Raw genomic sequence first — 17599 nt, 5'->3', positions numbered from 1 at the left:
TGTTGCTGATTCATAGATTGATAAATAGAGAGGTTTTGTAAAATGGTAATTAGCGATTAAAAATCTTTTATCACAAAAAAAACTTGTCTTTACTTTCAGTTTAACCAGCTTGTTTGTTGGTTCAGATTCTTATCTTTGCCAGGATGTTTGCTGTTTATGTAAAATGAATAGTAACTTCCAAACTAATGGCCTTGATCAGCAGTGCTGGACCAAGATGCATTTTTATACATATCAAGCAGAGAAGCTTCAAATGTTCTTATGGCAGCAAAGCCGTGAACTTAGAATGAACATAATTTATGAGGTTAAGTATTATTATTCCAGTTTATAATGTTGAAAAATACGTTGCCGAATGTTTAGACAGTGTGCTAAACCAAGGGCTTGATGTCAATAATCATGAAATAATCGTAATTAATGACGGATCCCCTGATGGAAGTTTGGAGATTGTGGAAAGCTACGCTGAGAAACACCAACAAATTAAAGTTATTTCTAAAGAAAATGGTGGACTTAGTAGCGCCAGAAATTGTGGTATTGAACACGCCGTCGGAAAGTATATCTATTTTTTGGATTCTGATGACTTTCTTCTTCCAAACTGTTTAAATACCATAGTTGATACGTGCGAAAATTATGATTTAGAGGTTCTGACATTTTGGTCTGAAAGATTTATATCGTTACCATCATTTGATGCTGCTACGCTAATAGACCAAAAAAATCAGGCCTCAACAAAGGCTCCGCAACTCTCTGAGATTGTATCTGGCGAAGATTACGTGGCCAACTTACCATACCGAAATGAAGCTTGGTGGTACGTCATTAATCGGAAGTTTCTGGATGGCTTAGGAATTGAGTTTGAAGAAGGACGCTTTTTGGAAGATGCGGCCTTTACTTTGGGAGTGTTTTTAAAAGCAAAAAAAATGGCGCACTTACATTTGGATGCCCATCGCTACAGAGAAACTCCTGGAAGTATCTTGACTAATAGAGAGCCGAGCCATTATAATAAGCTGATTAGAGATATGCAAAATGCTGCCTTGGCTTTTGACCCTATTCTTAAAAACTTGGAAAATAAGACCTCCAACCCAATCTGTATAGCGCGTATCAAAGCCAAACAACAGTCGCTCGTGTTTTTCTCTATGATGAGAATGCTTAAATCCACCATGAGCATTGAAGAGGTAAAGCTAAGAATGAATGAAATGACGGCTATAGAGGCGTTTCCTTTGGACTCTTTATTAGGAAAAGATTATAACGGACTTACTTATCAAGTTATGGTACGGCTTTTTAAAACGGAGCCTCGGTTTTATTTTTTCTTTAGAATCGCTAATCCAATATTTAAGCTAAAAAATAAGATCCTGAAATAATATATTCAGAAAAATATTGGTTATTTAAACATATCCAATCCAGGGATATTCGGCATGCCGTCCTTTGCTACAGCGGCGAGCTCTGCTTCGTTGACGCCGGTGGCCTTTTCAATCGCGTTATTTAAGGTCAGAATCAAATAATCTTCAAGCATTTCTTTGTCCTGCAATAATTCATCATCAATAGCAATAGATTTTATCGTTCTGTTGGCCGTTAATGTTACTTTTAGCTTTCCATCGCTACTTTGCTCATCAAGCATAACATGGTTTAAACGCTCTTTAGTTTCTTCAACTTTTTTCTGGGTCTCTTTGAGCTTGTTCATCATGCCCATCATATCTCCAAACATATTCTTCAGTTTTAAATTTTAAACAAAGTTAAAAAAAGATTTAGACAGCTTCTAAGTCTTAGCGGTCTTTAATTTTTTAAATGGATTTTTAAAATAGTTAAACTGCATCTTTATGGTTTCGCTTTGCCGTCTCTTCTTTAAAATGGTATTTTTGCAATCCGATTTAAAACAGATGAAATGATACCAAACATTCAGCCGCCAAAAGCAAATCTAATTCCTAAAACACTGATCGCTCATAACGATGAGCGCCAAGACGATTACTTCTGGTTAAATGACAGAGAAAACCAGGACGTCATTGCCTATCTCAATGCAGAGAATGATTACTATGAGGCGGTCACTTCAAAATATAAGAGTTTTGAAAATTCGCTTTTTGAAGAAATGAAGGCCAGAATTAAGGAAGACGACCAGTCGGTGCCTTATAAATATAACGGGTATTGGTATATAGTGAGATATGAAATTGGAAAAGATTATCCAATTTATCTCCGAAAGAAGGATACTTTAGAGAATCCCGAAGAGTTGCTTTTTGATTGCAATGTGATGGCTGAAGGACACGATTATTTTAAATTGGTAGGTTTGAGTGTGAGTCCCGATAATACCATGATTGCTTTTGGTGTGGATACCATTGGAAGACGTAATTACACACTGCAAATCAAAAGTTTACTTACCGATGAAACATTTTCTGACGCTATTGAAAATACCACTGGTTCTGCCACTTGGGCTAACGATAATAAAACCTTGTTCTACACGGTTAAAGACGGAAAAACACTGCGTTCAGATAAGGTTTTCAAGCATCAATTGGGTAGCGCTTCTGCAGATGATACGCTTGTTTTTTATGAAGAAGATGATACTTTTGGAGTGACTATTTATAAATCGAAATCAAAAAAATATTTGATTATTGCTTGTTACAGTACCATGACCAACGAGTATTATATCTTAAATGCCGATACACCTGATGCTGATTTTAAGATTTTTCAGGAACGTATCAGAGGATTGGAATATAGTATAGCCCATTATAAAGACCAATTTTATATCGTGACCAATGCCGATGGTGCGGTCAATTTTAAATTGATGAAAACAGCTGAAGAGCAGACTAAATTGATGTATTGGACGGAAATTATTCCTCATAGAGATGATGTTTTGCTCGAGGATATCGATATTTTTAAAAACTTCTTGGTCATTAGCGAACGTTCAAATGGACTGAACCATATTCGCATCAAAAGATGGGATGGTACGGAAGATTATTACCTCCCCTTTAATAATGAAACTTACACTGCTTACACCTCCACCAACGTTGAGTTTGATACGGATATCCTAAGGTATGGTTATAATGCCATGACTACTCCGTCATCCAGTATCGACTTTAATATGGTGACAAAAGAAAAAACCATTCTTAAGGAACAGGAGGTTTTAGATCCCAATTTTGATAAGAATAATTATGCTTCTGAACGTGTGTGGGCAACTGCCGACGATGGTACAAAAGTGCCTATTTCCATGGTTTATAAAAAAGGCATCAAAAAAGATGGTACAAATCCCGTACTGTTATATGCTTATGGTTCTTATGGACATACTATAGACCCGTATTTTTCGAGTATTCGATTAAGCTTATTAGACCGAGGCTTTGTGTACGCCATTGCACACGTAAGGGGTGGAGAATATTTAGGGCGCAGGTGGTATGAGGAAGGGAAACTTATGCAGAAGAAAAATACGTTCACCGATTTTATCGCCTGCTCTAAATATGTGATCGCTAAAAATTACACGTCTCCTGATCATTTGTATGCCTTAGGTGGAAGTGCAGGGGGATTGTTGATTGGAGCTGTTATTAACATGGCACCAGAACTTTATAAAGGTGTAATTGCAGCAGTGCCATTTGTAGATGTATTGACGACAATGCTGGATGATACCATACCGCTAACCACAGGCGAATATGACGAATGGGGAAATCCAAATGACAAAGCATTTTACGACTATATGAAGACGTATTCGCCCTATGATAATGTGAAAAAACAAGATTATCCTCATATTTTAGTCACCACTGGGCTTCATGACTCTCAGGTACAATATTGGGAACCTGCCAAATGGGTGGCCAAGTTAAGAGCCTTTAAAACCGACAGTAACAAATTACTTTTAAAAACTAACATGAAAGCTGGACATGGTGGGGCTTCTGGGCGTTTTGAAGCCTTAAGGGAGGATGCTGAGGAGTATGCCTTTTTGTTAGATTTAGAGAATATTGATGCCTAAATCGAAAAAAATCCGTATTTTTGCAAGGTTTTAAATTACATTTTCTAAATTGTAATTGATAAATAGCATTTATGAAGAAAAATATTCAGGTATTTGATAACGTATTGCAACTCATAGGGAATACGCCACTTATCAAATTAAACAGAATGACAGCCGACTATGATGGTGATTTTTATGCCAAAGTAGAGGCTTTCAATCCAGGTCACTCTTCAAAAGACCGCATTGCACTCCACATTATAGAAGAGGCGGAGAGGCAAGGAATCCTAACGCCAGGAGATACCATAATTGAGACCACCTCCGGAAATACAGGTTTTAGTATTGCCATGGTGAGTATCATAAAAGGGTACAAATGTATTTTGGCGGTAAGTTCAAAATCATCAGCCGATAAAATTGACATGCTCAAATCAATGGGTGCACAGGTTTATGTGTGTCCTGCACATGTTAGTGCAGATGATCCAAGATCTTATTATGAAGTTGCCAAACGACTGCACGAAGAAACAAAAGGCTCTGTATATATCAATCAGTATTTCAACCAGCTTAATATTGATGCACATTATAATAGTACTGGTCCAGAAATTTGGGAGCAAACAGAAGGAAAAATTACACATTTGATAGCTTGTAGTGGCACTGGAGGCACTATTTCAGGAACTGCAAAATACCTGAAGGAGCAAAATCCAGATATAAAGATTATCGGGGTGGATGCTTATGGTTCAGTCTTGAAAAAATATCATGAAACTCGAGAGTTTGACCATGATGAAATTTACCCATACCGAATTGAAGGATTAGGGAAAAATTTAATTCCGACAGCCACTGATTTTGATGTTATTGATGAATTTGTGAAAGTGACGGATGAAGAAAGTGCCCACTCTGCAAGGGAGATTTCTAGTACTGAAGGCTTGTTTGTTGGTTATACTAGTGGTGCTGCTATGCAAGCCATAAAACAACTAAATGAAGGCGGTGAATTTAAACCGGGTGATAAGGTAGTAGCCATTTTTCCAGACCATGGGTCGCGTTATATGAGTAAGATATATAGCGATAAATGGATGGACGAACAAGGCTTTTTTGACAGTAAAAAAGTTTCTACAATAGAAACTATTCAATATATAAAATAACTAAAATTACATATACAATCCTATAACTTCATGGCTTTAGTTGTAGGATTTTTTGTATTATAAAATCTTATAAACAGCGGTTTATAACTTAATTATGCTATGAAAAGATATTTGGTTAATTTTGTCCAAACTAATTAAGCTAATCGAAGATGATGACGCCATTGTTCATGAACTATCACCAAAGTTCGTTGAAAAGGCTGCGTATGTCCTAAAAACAGTAACAATACATGAAAGACTTATTTGATAAAATTTATAGAGATAAAGGTCCTCTTGGAAAATGGGCTTCTCAAGCTGAAGGCTATTTTGTATTTCCAAAATTGGAAGGCCAGATCTCAAATCGCATGAAATTCCGTGATAAAGATGTAATTACATGGAGTATCAATGATTATTTAGGCTTGGCAAACCATCCTGAAGTTCGAAAGACGGATGCCCAGGCTGCAAAAGATTACGGTTCAGCCTACCCAATGGGAGCACGTATGATGTCTGGACATACTGAACTTCATGAAACTTTACAGAATGAGTTGGCGGAGTTTGTTGATAAGGAAGCTGCGTATCTTCTAAATTTCGGATATCAAGGTATGGTATCCACCATTGATGCCTTGGTTGCAAAAGATGATATTATTGTTTATGATGTGGACTCCCATGCATGTATAATTGATGGGGTTCGTTTGCATATGGGAAAACGTTTTACCTATAAGCACAATGATATAGAAAGTCTGGAAAAGAACTTGGAACGTGCTACAAAAATGGCAGAACAGACCGGCGGTGGTATATTGGTTATATCGGAAGGTGTTTTTGGAATGCGTGGTGAGCAAGGTCGTTTGAAAGAAATTGTAGCGCTTAAAGAAAAATTCAACTTCCGTTTTTTAGTGGATGATGCTCACGGCTTTGGAACACTCGGTAAAACAGGTGCTGGAGCAGGAGAGGAGCAAGGCGTTCAAGATGGTATTGATGTGTACTTTGCAACTTTTGCGAAGTCCCTTGCAAGTACTGGTGCTTTTATTGCTGCAGATCAAGAAATTATCGATTATTTAAAATATAACCTGCGTTCACAAATGTTCGCTAAATCACTACAGATGCAATTGGTAGTTGGTGCGCGCAAACGTTTGGAAATGTTGAGAACCATGCCAGAAATGAAAGAAAAGCTTTGGGAAAACACCAACGCTTTACAATCTGGTCTCAAAAAACGCGGATTTGATATTGGAACGACACAAAGTTGTGTCACGCCAGTATATCTAAAAGGAAGTATTCCTGAAGCGATGGCTTTGGTCAAGGATTTACGTGAAAATCACGGAATTTTCTGTTCTATTGTGGTTTATCCAGTTATTCCTAAAGGATTAATTTTACTCCGAATGATTCCAACAGCAACGCACGACATTGATGATATCAATGAAACTTTAGATGCTTTTGATGCGATTAGAACCCGTTTGGAAAATGGAACCTACAAAAGATTATCCGCAACTGTTGCAGCAGCGATGGGTGAATAAACTGAACACTGAAAATATAAAACTTCAAATCCCAATTTAACAATTGGGATTTTTGGTTTTATGAGCTCAAGTATCGTCCAATCTCTGGGTACATTTTTGATATGGAGTATTTTCTAATGTGGGATGTGATTACTCAATATCCTTTCTCACTGTTTTTCTTCGCTTATAGACTTTAGGTTTAAAATGTTTCCAAATTTGATGGATGGCTAAATTATCTTCTAATTCTGGAGTACGAATACAATTTTGAATGCCTTTTTTACTGAATTCATGATAATATTCGTTAAAAATAAGCGCGGTAACACCTTTGTTCTGATATTCAGGATGAATGCCTATCAAATAAAAAATAACGTCTTTGCTATGCTTTTTTGCGTGCAAAATATGTCTAAAGCCAAAAGGGAATAATTTACCCTTTGCTTTTTGCAAAGCCTTAGCAAATGAAGGCATGACAATAGCAAAAGCTACCAAATCATCATTTTTATCCACGACAAACTTGATGTATTCGGGATTGACAAAACTGATAAATTTCTTTTTAAAATATTCCTTTTGGATGTCAGTTATTGCAACAAAAGAGGACAGAGAGGCGTAAGTTTGATTAAAAAGATCAAACATTTTATCAACGTAAGGCATCACTTCTTCTGTTTTAGAGAACCCCAATGCCTTTACGCCGTAGCGTTTTTTGATCAATTCTTGAGCCTTGAGAAAGAAATCGGGATGAACATTGGAAAAAGGAAAGCGACTTTCAGAATATAGTTTCTCATCCGTGTACCCCAGCTCCTTGAAATGATCCACATAATAAGGATAGTTATACCAGGTAATCATGCTTCCCAAATACTGGTACCCTTCAGTCAGTAATCCAACTTTATCTAAGTTTGAAAAACCCACAGGGCCTTCAACATAGTCAAGATTGTGAGCTTTTCCTATATTATGTACTTTAGCCAAAAGAGCCTTGGTGACCTCAATATCGTCAATGACATCAAACCAACCAAAGCGCATTTTTTTCTGCTTTTGCTGATTTACTTCCAACCAATTTATTATTGCCGCAACTCTACCAACAATCTCATTGTTTCTGTAAGCTAAAAAAAAGGTAGCTTCAGCATCATTAAATATAGGGTTCTTCTTTTTATTGAAGGTTTCCATTTCCTGCTTGATAATAGGAGGGACCCAATTGTTGGAGTCTTTGTAAAGTTCAAAGGGAAATTTTACAAATGCCTTTAAATCCTTTGGTGAACTTGCTTCTTTAATTGTAATCATAAAGTGGTCTTATAAGTTGCCCTTTTTCTTTTTTTCGATTTCCTTTTCATTTTGGATTTTTCGTTCTTGACTTCGCAGTTCGTCTTTGGCTGAATTGCCATTGTCAATCTCTTTGTCCTGATGAAAGTCTAAACGGTAGGACATTCCAAAATTCACTCCAAATACAGAGGGCGTATCTTTTGTATTAAAGGTCAAAGCGGTATCAAGTTGAAAATTTTTGCTCCAAAGATATGCGCCTCCAAATCGAAAAAGATTATCGGCATAAAAATCGCTGTGAATGCCTTGCGTTTCTCCAAAAATAACCCATTGGGGGTTAAATGAATGGGTTAGAGTTAAAATATATTGAAAATCAGAATAATCCGTGCCTATTCTATCTTTAATCAAATTAATGACAAAGACCCAACCTCCCGAAAAATTATTTTGTGAAATGATGCCAATCTTCGGGCTAAATCCTTCAATTCCTGGTGCGGTATAAGGATTATTCTTCGTATCAAAATTGGCACCGGCATAAATGGCTACAGCAGGAATCAAGGACTTCCATTTAAACCTTTGGTTAGCCTTCCAGCTGTACAAATTGGGTTTCTCTTCAGCTGCATTTCTATACGGATCATAGATCATATATTTTGCGCCAACTGTAAGGTTTTTAAAGTTGGAACGTTTCTCGTCAAATGGAATACTTGACGTGTTAATGGTTTTTGTATCATTTTGATAAGTTCCTTGTACATTGATTTCAAGCTCTTCAAACAACAATCCGTATCGTAGAGCAAAATCTGCCCCTAAACCTGAAACATCATATTTTAAGAGCGTATGTTCTTCTTTAACAAAGTATGGGCCTGCCTCAAATTGTATAACGTTTGGACCAACGGCAAAAGCACTTTGTGAAACTCCAGGCCTGTTGGAATTAATGACTTCTGTATACTGACCAAAAGTGAATTGTGATAAAATGAAGAGTATAAATACTATTGAAAATTTGATCGGGTTCATTGACTTATCTGTTAGGCTCAAAACTACATATTTTTTTTGATTTTGAATTAAATTTAATCGATTCATAAAATGATATTTTAGATGGGCAGATAATTCGGATATGCGATGATACCAACCGAAGCAGCGATAATTTATATAATATTTAAGCATTTAAATCCGTTTTTAAATGCGAAGAATTGTATTTTTGGAAAAAATTTAGATTCATCATGCAAATGGCGTCCCTTATTGGTTTCCTAAGAACCATTTTGATAATTTTATTGGTGTATTATGGTGTAAAAATTCTTATGAGACTTTTTGCTCCATACTTCGTACGCTATATGTCAAAAAAAATGCAGGAACGTTTTGGGGGACAGTTTCAGCAACAGCAGCCAGATAGAAACCGCCCTAAGGACGGCGAAACGGTAATTGATAAAATGCCAGAGCAGCGTCAATCTTCTGATAAAAAAGTAGGAGAATATATAGATTACGAAGAAATTGACTAATTTACCCCAACTAAACAACCTCAACACTTCATGGCTTTGTCTGTAAGAAAATTTCTTCCACATGTCTTAATAATTATTGGTTTTATTGCACTTTCATTGGCTTATTTTAGCCCGGTTTTAAGTGGTAAACAGATTTTTCAGAGTGACATCATGCAGTATATCGGGATGTCCAAGCAGCAAACCGATTTCAGGGCTGCAACTGGAGAAGAAACGTATTGGACAAACAGTGCTTTTGGGGGGATGCCCACGTATCAGTTAGGGGCTTTGTATCCACACAACTATATCAAAAAATTAGATTCCGTTTTGCGCTTTTTGCCAAGACCAGCCGATTATCTTTTTCTTTATTTTATTGGGTTTTACATTTTACTCCTAACCCTTAAAGTTGATTTCAGATTGGCTGCATTGGGTGCTTTAGCTTTTGGGTTTTCTACCTATCTTATAATAATCTTAGGAGTTGGCCATAATAGTAAAGCCCACGCTATTGCTTATATGCCTTTGGTTTTAAGCGGAATTCTTCTCGTTTTTCAGAAAAAGTATATTTTCGGATTTTTATTGACTACGGTCGCTATGGCACTTGAGTTGAGTGCCAACCACTATCAAATGACCTATTACTTAATGTTGCTGGTCTTGGTATTGGGAGCGGTCTATCTTTATGACGCTTATAAAAAGAAGTTGGTGCCACATTTCTTTAAATCAGTGGGGATAATGGTAGTTGCTGTTATTTTGGCTATTGGCTTAAACGCCACCAATATCATGGCAACCCAAGAATATGTTAAGGAAAGCACCCGTGGTAAGAGTGAGTTGACAATCAATCCTGATGGTTCAACCAAAGCAATTTCTAACGGTCTGGACAGAGACTACATTACGGAATACAGTTACGGATTTTTAGAAACTTTTAACCTCTTTATTCCACGACTTTTAGGTGGTGGAAATGGGGAAGATGTAGGGAGGAACTCCGAAATGTATAAGTTTTATACAAGCATTGGCGCAAGTCCTATTGAGGCTTTAAGAGAAGTAAAGCGCACACCTACTTATTGGGGAAATCAACCTATTGTTGAAGCTCCAGCCTACGTTGGTGCTGTGGTGCTGTTTTTGTTTGTTTTTGCCCTTTTTATGGTTAAAGGCCGACTAAAATGGTGGCTTGTTGGTGGTGTGGTTATGTCTTTACTGCTGTCCTATGGAAAAAATTTAGGTTTTTTAACTGACTTCTTTATTCAATATGTACCTATGTACAATAAGTTTAGGGCGGTGACTTCCATTCAGGTGATTTTGGAACTCTGTATTCCGATATTGGCTGTTTTTGGACTGGTGCGCTTGTTCAATGATTTAGAAAAAAGAGACCATAAGTTAAAAGCCTTAAAATTAGCTGCTGGAATTTCAGCAGGTATTGCAATTCTATTTATCCTTTTTAAAGGGTCTTTTGACTTTGTAGGTGCCAATGATGGGTATTATAGACAAGCATATGGAGAATATGGTCAGAGTTTTGTAGATGCACTCAAAGCTGACCGAAAAGCCATGTTTACTTATGACACCTTACGAACTCTAATACTCGTGTTGCTTTCATCTGGTGGAATCTTGTTGTTTTTAAGGAAAAAACTGTCGGAGAATGGACTTATAATTGTATTTGCTGCATTGATTCTTATTGATTTGGTAGGTGTTGATAGGCGTTATGTCAACAGCGAAAACTTTGTCCCGTCATTACAGGTGAATAAACCTTATCAGGCTAACGCGGCTGATTTGGAAATTATGAAGGACGATGGACACTTCAGAGTCTTTGATGTGACCTCCAGTGCTGCCAGAGCATCCTATTTTCACAACTCATTGAGTGGTTATCACGCGGCCAAACTTGGGCGATATAACGAGCTTTTTGATTTCCATATTGCCAAAAACAATATGAACGTGCTGAATATGCTCAACACAAAATATATTATCGCCGATGATGAAAAAGGTAATATTTTTCCTTACGAAAATGTAGAGGCCAATGGAAATGCCTGGTTCATTTCTGAATTGGAAAAAGTAAATTCTGCCAATGAAGAAATGATTGCTTTAGATAGTTTGGACACTAAAATTAAAGCAGTCACCACACAAGAAATACCGTCTTCAAAATTTAGTACCGATGCTTCTTCAACTATTTCAATTGTAGAGTATAAGCCAAATTACTTAAAGTATCAATCTAATAATGATTTTGATGGTTTTGCAGTCTTTTCAGAGATCTATTATGCCGACGGTTGGAATGCTTATATTGATGGCGAATTGCAACCCCATTTCCGTGTAGATTATGTTTTGAGAGGTTTGCCTATTCCAAAAGGACAACATACCATTGAATTCAAATTTGAACCTCAAGTAGTCAAAACAGGAAGTACGATTGCGTTGGCGAGTTCAATTTTGTTTGGATTTTTGATTTTGGGAGGGATCGTCATATTAGTTCGAAGACCAGAACCTCAAGATTCAAGAGACTGAGTTTCTGATTAAGTGTTTCTTTCGGAAAAACTTAATTTGGACTAAGGAAATTTTGTATAAATTAATAGATCAGCTTAACTAAACCTGAAGGTTTACTGCATTCGCAGGAATTTGTAATATGCAAAAAAAAGCACTCATCATCACCTATTACTGGCCACCTGCAGGAGGTCCTGGGGTGCAACGCTGGTTGAAATTTGTAAAATATTTACCTGATTACAACGTACATCCTGTAGTGTACATTCCTGAGAACCCAAGCTATCCAATGCTTGATGACAGTTTGATAGATGAAATCCCTAAGAATATCACCATCGTAAAACAGCCTATAAATGAACCTTATAAACTGGCTGAATTTTTTTCGAAACAATCGTCAAAAACCATCAGTTCAGGGGTAATTCCGAAGACAAAGAAGCAAAGTCATGTGCAGCGCTTAATGTTGTATGTACGAGGAAATTATTTTATTCCTGATGCGAGAAAAGCATGGGTGAAACCTTCCGTGAACTATTTGTCTGAATATATCCGAAAGGAAAACATTGAAATAATCATTACAACGGGACCACCTCACAGTCTACATTTAATTGGATTACAGTTGAAGACCCAATTGGGAATACCTTGGATAGCCGATTTCAGAGATCCATGGACGACGATTGGATATCATAAAAAATTAAAACTGAGCGTAAGCGCCACTAAAAAGCACAAGCAGTTGGAAAAACAGGTGCTTACTACAGCTGATCATATTATTGTTACGAGTCAGAACACGAAAAAAGAGTTTGAAACAAAATCAAACCAACCCATTACCGTAATTACAAACGGTTATGACAACCATAAACTCATTAAAGTATCCAAGGATTCAAAATTTTCTTTGGCTCATATCGGATCATTATTGTCTGAACGCAACCCTATAGTGTTATGGAAAGTTTTAGGTGAACTTATAGATGAACATAAAGACTTCAGACATGAATTTATTTTACGATTAATTGGTGTGGTCAGTGCTGAGGTGCTTCATGAAGTCAAAAAATTCATTCCTGAGCAAAATATAGCTCTTGTTGGTTATGTCAATCATAAGGAAGCTTTAATTTCCCAGAGACAATCGCAATTGTTATTGATGATAGAGATTGATTCTGAAGATACCAAGGCTATTATACCGGGGAAACTTTTTGAATACATGGTAGCTGAAACACCTATTATTTCAGTTGGACCTAAAGACTCAGATGTAGAACGTATATTACAGTCAACCAATACAGGCCGATATTTTTATTATGATGATGGGGCTCAATTAAAGGAGCACCTTCTTTCTTGCTATAAAGAATTCAAAAACTCAGCCTTAGCATCATATCCGATAGGTTTACAGCAGTACAGCAGAAAAGCATTGACGAAAAAGCTGGCAGATCTTATCAATGACTTGTCTTAAAGCGCAAAATTCTTATCTTCGAGTTTTAAACCTTTATGGGAATAGTTACCAACCAATCATTTAAAAACACCGTTACCACTTACGTCGGTTTTGCCATTGGTGCATTGAATACTTTGTACCTCTATGTGTTCTTTATCTCTGATGTCCACTATGGTTTAATCTCTTTTATCCTCTCCACCGCCACGATAATGATGCCTTTAATGGCTTTTGGCGTCCACAATACTATCATTAAGTTTTACTCAACATTTAAGACCAAAAACTCGCTCAATAGTTTCTTGACACTCATGTTGTTTTTACCATTGGCATTTATTATTCCCATCGGATTGATTGGGGTAGTGGCATATGAAACTATTGCAGATTTGCTATCGGAAAAGAATCCAATTATTGGAGCCTATGTGAGCTATATATATTTTGCCGCTATTGCAATGGCTTATTTTGAAGTGTTTTTTGCTTGGTCCAAAACACAATTGCAAACGGTGTTCGGGAACTTTATGAAAGAAGTCTTTCATCGTATTGGAATTATGTTGCTCTTATTTTGTGTCTATTTTGAATGGATATCAGTAGACTTTTTTATTGGCAGTGTAATTGGAGTGTACGGACTTAGAATGCTAATTATGATGTTTTATGCTTTTAGCATCAGGCTGCCAGTTTTTAAGTTTAATAGAATTGACAAATTGAATGCTGTTTTAAAATATGCGTTTCTGATTATTCTTGCAGGGTCTATTGCAAGCGTTATTTTGGATATCGATAGTTTTATGTTGGGCATGTATATTCCCATAGAAGAAGTGGCCTATTATGGGGTGGCGATATATATTGCGACGGTTATTGTAGTGCCTTCAAGAGCTATGCAGCAGATTTTGCAACCATTGACAGCTCAATACCTAAATGAAAAAAACAAAGTGGCTCTGGAAGATTTGTATGTGAGGAGTTCGCAAACTTTATTTATAATCGGCGGACTTATTTTTTTGTTGATCGTATTGAACATAAACTCCCTATATGAAACCATTCCAGCGCAATTTAGTGATGGACTTATTGTAGTATTTTTAATCAGTATGGCAAAACTATACGATTGTTTGATGGGGTGCAATAATGTGATCTTGTTCAATAGTGATTACTATAGGGTCGTTTTACTTTTTGGTGTGATTTTGACGCTTCTTACCATCGGTTTAAACTTGATTTTTATTCCGAAATATGGTATCAATGGCTCAGCACTAGCAACATTTATTGCCATTGCTGTTTACAATACCATTAAAATCTATTTTGTAAAACGTAAGTTTGACATGATGCCTTTTACGTTAGATACGGGTAAGGTCAGCTTTTTGATTATTATAATGGTAAGTATTTTCTATTTTTGGGAGTTTCCATTTCATCCTCTGATCAACATTGCCCTAAAGTCTGCTGTGATTACATTAACGTATGTGATACTAATTTTTAAGATGAATGTTTCTGGGGATATTAGTGCCTTGATCCGTAAGTATTTAAAAGTGAAATAGCTTATTGCCTATTAGTCTATAATTAGGTTTTTTGCAATTTTATTTCTTTGCAGCGTGTATACTGGAAAATATGTTTTTAAAAGATTATAAAAAGGGAAAATCCCACAAGGCGCTTTGAGGCATACTCCTGCAGGACTTTCCACTAACCAACCAAAAAATTTATTTGTTAATTTCCTCTACCTTGTGTCGATCTTGACCTTGAAGGTGAAGCTTGTCTTTTAGCCGTGCTGTTTGTTCTATTGGTACTTTGCGTCGCACGTGCGTTTCTACTTGTGTTTCGCTCTTTACTATATGTACGACTTGCAGCAGCTTTTGGTTTTCGTTGACTCGTACTTCTATTTACCGCGGGAGCTCTATTTGTCCGAGTTGTGGCTGATTTTACACTAGCACTTCTTGTTGATGTGCTTACCTTTGCTGCCGTACTGTTGACGGTTCGTGAAGTGCTACGCGTTCTGGAATTTCTAACATTATTATTTCTATCCGCACTTCTTGAAGAGTTACTGTTGACCATAGGACTGTTGCTTCTTGTAGTTTGAACAGTACGCCTATTCGCAGCTTGTCTCACTCCTCTTTCTGAAGCTTTCCGAGTGGTGCTGTTTGAAACATTACGATTGGTATTTGCGGATTCACTATTCCGCCTTGCCGTTGTATTGCGTGTTGAAGTACCAACAGCTCTCGAACTTCTTTTAGCAGTTGCATTTGTGCTTCTGCGTGGTGTTGCTTCCTGACGATAACGATCACTCACACGTGAATTGGCTGCAACCGTAGTTCTTCTACCTGAACTAATAGAACTGCTACGACGTGGTGTATATCTTACGGGTTCTCTATAATTATTAGTATAAGGTCTGTAATAGTGGTGTCTCACCGGGGTATAATATTGTCTATATGGTCTTGTATATACCACACGATAGTGTACAGATGGAACGGTATAATAACGGTGCCATGGTCTGTGTACATATACTCGGTTATAAATGTTGATATAGCCGGTATAATGTGTAAAACGGTGGTAACGATCGTAAAAAACTCGTAAACTACCTACACGACTGACGTGTCCGTAATTATTATAACGAATTTTGACATTACCCGCTTGGGTGATTCGACCGTAATAGTCATAATAAATAGGTATATTTTCTATTTGTATAATGGCGCCATAATCGTCATATTGTACATATGGACCGTAGTCATACCCTGTATTAAAACTAAACGAGATATTAGGGGTGTTGATGGAAACATTGGCGCTCGGACCATAATTTGGAGCGTAAAAATCAAATTGACCATCAGGGAATACAGAAAACTCAATACCACCTTCGGTAAAAATAAAGGAATTGCCATATCCCATATAAGTACCATTATTGTATGAATAATCTTTAGCGTTGTTGGTGGTTGTTGCGTTTACCGATGTCCCAATTAGGAACACTGCAGTAAAAAGTAGAGCTAATTTTTTCATGAGTGTTTATTTTTTTGTTCAACCTGTAAAATACAAAGAATGTGCCAAGATTCGTTGATTTGCACTATGCTACTGAGCTTCAGGGCTTTGTGTTATTGTGTGGTTTTGTATGGATAATTATTACGCGTTGAGCAAAAACCGTTATATACCCAACCTTATGGTTATAAAACGTTTTTAAATTAATACACAGGACTTGCCAAAGACAAAAATTAATACCTATCTTTTCCCTTTCAACAATAAGCCGTGAACCTTGCAGGCTTTTTTTAAATATTTATATGGATTTTACCAATCCCCTTGTATATGGGGTTCCCTTTTTTATAGGCCTTATTTTATTAGAACTTACTTACAGCAAATCTCACAATCATAAAGATCTTTACAATTGGCGCGACTTGTTTTCAAGTCTCGGAATGGGGGTAGGGTCCGCATTGATTGCGCCTCTGGTTAAAACTGTAACCGTTATTCTTCTTTTCAATTTTGTTTATGATGTATTTAATCCTCTGGTAAATGGCGTCAGGACTAACATTATGGGTTACGAATCTTTTGGATATGCTTGGTATGTTTGGGTATTTTGCATGTTGTGCGATGACTTTTCATATTATTGGTTTCATCGTCAAAATCATATGGTCAGATTCTTTTGGGCAGCACATATTGTCCATCACTCATCCGATAATTTTAATCTTGGTACAGCAGTCAGAAATGGCTGGTTTACGATTTTTTATAAACCCTTGTTCTATGTCTGGATTGTAGCTATTGGTTTCCCACCAGAAATGCTCGTTGTGTGTTTAGGGATTGAAGCGCTATGGCAGTTTCAATTGCATACGGTATTTATCCCAAAACTAGGGTTTTTAGATAAAATTTTAAATACCCATACCATGCACCAGGTTCATCATGCCTGTAATATTGAGTATATGGATAAAAATCATGGAGGAATCTTGAACGTATTTGACAGAATTTTTGGTACTTGGAAAGAGCTTGATGAAAACGTGGAAATAGCGTATGGGGTTACCAGTCCCCCCGATTCTTATAATATATGGGTGATTTTGACCCATGAGTATTCTGATATTTGGAGGGATATGAAAAAATCAAAAAACCTTAAGCACAAGTTTATGTATGTTTTTGGACCTCCAGGTTGGAGCCATGACGGCAGTACACAAACCGTAAAACAGATTAGGAAAGAAATGGCTTTGGAAAAACTTCAAATGACCAATCAAAAAAAACCTGAGCCGATGAAGCGGGAGCTAAATGATGAAGTCTATACGTCAAAGGTCAACGTTTAGGTTTAACAACGAAAACCTCATAACTCTCTATGCTTGTCAGTTTAACCCATGTATTGGCAGCTGTTAACTACCACTAATATTTTATTATTCTAAGGTGCTCAGGAGCTTCAAACATTATTGTATAAAAGATTAAGTTAGGTTTGAACCGCGATTTAATGGCCAGACTTGAGAGGATTTCTAAATCTAAAATTTGTCAATAAACCGCTTGGGGTTTCGGTAGAAAGAAAAGCTATTTTATTTACATTTATAGGCTTTAATCTGATACCT

13 protein-coding genes are annotated in these 17599 nt (G+C 36.8%); 9 read left to right on the top strand and 4 right to left on the bottom strand.

The genetic code is table 11. The features are described from left to right. The first annotated feature begins 296 nt into the window (after window positions 1–296). Window positions 297–1349 carry a glycosyltransferase family 2 protein gene (locus H3Z82_RS12965; RefSeq protein WP_182205936.1) on the top strand — a complete coding sequence of 351 codons (1053 nt, stop codon included), beginning with the start codon at window positions 297–299 and terminating at the stop codon, window positions 1347–1349. A gap of 20 nt (window positions 1350–1369) precedes the next feature. Here H3Z82_RS12965 and H3Z82_RS12960 read toward each other — a convergent pair whose 3' ends face one another. Further along, a complete protein-coding gene (locus H3Z82_RS12960) occupies window positions 1370–1693 on the bottom strand; it encodes a YbaB/EbfC family nucleoid-associated protein (protein ID WP_182205935.1) in 324 nt (107 codons plus the stop codon). Between the two features lie 177 nt (window positions 1694–1870). Here H3Z82_RS12960 and H3Z82_RS12955 point away from each other — a divergent pair, with 177 nt between their 5' ends. The 3 genes from H3Z82_RS12955 (at window position 1871) to H3Z82_RS12945 (ending at window position 6530) form a co-directional block, all read left to right on the top strand. Beyond that, the gene (locus H3Z82_RS12955) at window positions 1871–3931 is read left to right on the top strand and encodes a S9 family peptidase (RefSeq protein WP_182205934.1); all 2061 of its coding nucleotides are present in this window, start codon (window positions 1871–1873) and stop codon (window positions 3929–3931) included. Between the two features lie 71 nt (window positions 3932–4002). After that, window positions 4003–5043, top strand: coding sequence for a PLP-dependent cysteine synthase family protein (locus H3Z82_RS12950; protein ID WP_182205933.1), 1041 nt, complete (start codon window positions 4003–4005; stop codon window positions 5041–5043). A gap of 227 nt (window positions 5044–5270) precedes the next feature. After that, complete coding sequence (locus H3Z82_RS12945; RefSeq protein ID WP_182205932.1) at window positions 5271–6530, top strand: aminotransferase class I/II-fold pyridoxal phosphate-dependent enzyme; 1260 nt, start codon at window positions 5271–5273, stop codon at window positions 6528–6530. Window positions 6531–6659: 129 nt separating this feature from the next. Here the strand turns inward: H3Z82_RS12945 and H3Z82_RS12940 are convergent, their stop codons facing one another. Then, on the bottom strand, window positions 6660–7781 hold the full coding sequence (locus tag H3Z82_RS12940; RefSeq protein WP_182205931.1) for a GTP cyclohydrolase: 1122 nt from the start codon (window positions 7779–7781) through the stop codon (window positions 6660–6662). A 9-nt stretch (window positions 7782–7790) separates the two neighbouring features. Beyond that, on the bottom strand, window positions 7791–8765 hold the full coding sequence (locus H3Z82_RS12935) for a transporter (protein ID WP_182205994.1): 975 nt from the start codon (window positions 8763–8765) through the stop codon (window positions 7791–7793). A gap of 206 nt (window positions 8766–8971) precedes the next feature. Here H3Z82_RS12935 and H3Z82_RS12930 point away from each other — a divergent pair, with 206 nt between their 5' ends. The 4 genes from H3Z82_RS12930 to H3Z82_RS12915 all read left to right on the top strand — a co-directional run bounded on the left by H3Z82_RS12930 (window position 8972) and on the right by H3Z82_RS12915 (window position 14608). Further along, complete coding sequence (locus tag H3Z82_RS12930; protein ID WP_182205993.1) at window positions 8972–9247, top strand: DUF4834 family protein; 276 nt, start codon at window positions 8972–8974, stop codon at window positions 9245–9247. Window positions 9248–9277: 30 nt separating this feature from the next. Then, a complete protein-coding gene (locus H3Z82_RS12925) occupies window positions 9278–11707 on the top strand; it encodes a YfhO family protein (protein ID WP_182205930.1) in 2430 nt (809 codons plus the stop codon). Window positions 11708–11825: 118 nt separating this feature from the next. Further along, window positions 11826–13115, top strand: a complete 1290-nt coding sequence (locus H3Z82_RS12920) for a glycosyltransferase (protein WP_182205929.1) — start codon at window positions 11826–11828, stop codon at window positions 13113–13115. A gap of 35 nt (window positions 13116–13150) precedes the next feature. Continuing rightward, window positions 13151–14608 carry an MATE family efflux transporter gene (locus tag H3Z82_RS12915; RefSeq protein ID WP_182205928.1) on the top strand — a complete coding sequence of 486 codons (1458 nt, stop codon included), beginning with the start codon at window positions 13151–13153 and terminating at the stop codon, window positions 14606–14608. Window positions 14609–14774: 166 nt separating this feature from the next. On the opposite strand, the gene H3Z82_RS12910 is transcribed toward H3Z82_RS12915, so the two are convergent. Further along, window positions 14775–16055 (bottom strand): hypothetical protein, encoded by a 1281-nt coding sequence (locus H3Z82_RS12910; protein ID WP_182205927.1) that lies wholly within the window; start codon window positions 16053–16055, stop codon window positions 14775–14777. A 275-nt stretch (window positions 16056–16330) separates the two neighbouring features. Between H3Z82_RS12910 and H3Z82_RS12905 the strand changes: the two genes are divergently transcribed. Then, window positions 16331–17332: a sterol desaturase family protein gene (locus H3Z82_RS12905; protein WP_182205926.1), complete on the top strand. Its 1002-nt coding sequence runs from the start codon at window positions 16331–16333 to the stop codon at window positions 17330–17332. Window positions 17333–17599 lie beyond the last annotated feature (267 nt).

It is taken from the genome of Gelidibacter maritimus (assembly GCF_014062315.1).
In the GTDB taxonomy this organism is placed as follows: domain Bacteria; phylum Bacteroidota; class Bacteroidia; order Flavobacteriales; family Flavobacteriaceae; genus Gelidibacter; species Gelidibacter maritimus.
This window is presented reverse-complemented; position numbering and strand designations above follow the sequence as displayed.

What these genes read in the sequence shown, in the direction of transcription:
- H3Z82_RS12920 (WP_182205929.1), top strand. Translation starts at nt 11,826, where the DNA reads ATGCAAAAAAAAGCACTCATCATCACCTATTACTGGCCACCTGCAGGA.
- H3Z82_RS12930 (WP_182205993.1), top strand. Translation starts at nt 8,972, where the DNA reads ATGCAAATGGCGTCCCTTATTGGTTTCCTAAGAACCATTTTGATAATT.
- H3Z82_RS12965 (WP_182205936.1), top strand. Translation starts at nt 297, where the DNA reads ATGAGGTTAAGTATTATTATTCCAGTTTATAATGTTGAAAAATACGTT.
- H3Z82_RS12945 (WP_182205932.1), top strand. Translation starts at nt 5,271, where the DNA reads ATGAAAGACTTATTTGATAAAATTTATAGAGATAAAGGTCCTCTTGGA.
- H3Z82_RS12955 (WP_182205934.1), top strand. Translation starts at nt 1,871, where the DNA reads ATGATACCAAACATTCAGCCGCCAAAAGCAAATCTAATTCCTAAAACA.
- H3Z82_RS12950 (WP_182205933.1), top strand. Translation starts at nt 4,003, where the DNA reads ATGAAGAAAAATATTCAGGTATTTGATAACGTATTGCAACTCATAGGG.
- H3Z82_RS12935 (WP_182205994.1), bottom strand. Translation starts at nt 8,765, where the DNA reads ATGAACCCGATCAAATTTTCAATAGTATTTATACTCTTCATTTTATCA.
- H3Z82_RS12905 (WP_182205926.1), top strand. Translation starts at nt 16,331, where the DNA reads ATGGATTTTACCAATCCCCTTGTATATGGGGTTCCCTTTTTTATAGGC.
- H3Z82_RS12910 (WP_182205927.1), bottom strand. Translation starts at nt 16,055, where the DNA reads ATGAAAAAATTAGCTCTACTTTTTACTGCAGTGTTCCTAATTGGGACA.
- H3Z82_RS12915 (WP_182205928.1), top strand. Translation starts at nt 13,151, where the DNA reads ATGGGAATAGTTACCAACCAATCATTTAAAAACACCGTTACCACTTAC.
- H3Z82_RS12925 (WP_182205930.1), top strand. Translation starts at nt 9,278, where the DNA reads ATGGCTTTGTCTGTAAGAAAATTTCTTCCACATGTCTTAATAATTATT.
- H3Z82_RS12960 (WP_182205935.1), bottom strand. Translation starts at nt 1,693, where the DNA reads ATGTTTGGAGATATGATGGGCATGATGAACAAGCTCAAAGAGACCCAG.
- H3Z82_RS12940 (WP_182205931.1), bottom strand. Translation starts at nt 7,781, where the DNA reads ATGATTACAATTAAAGAAGCAAGTTCACCAAAGGATTTAAAGGCATTT.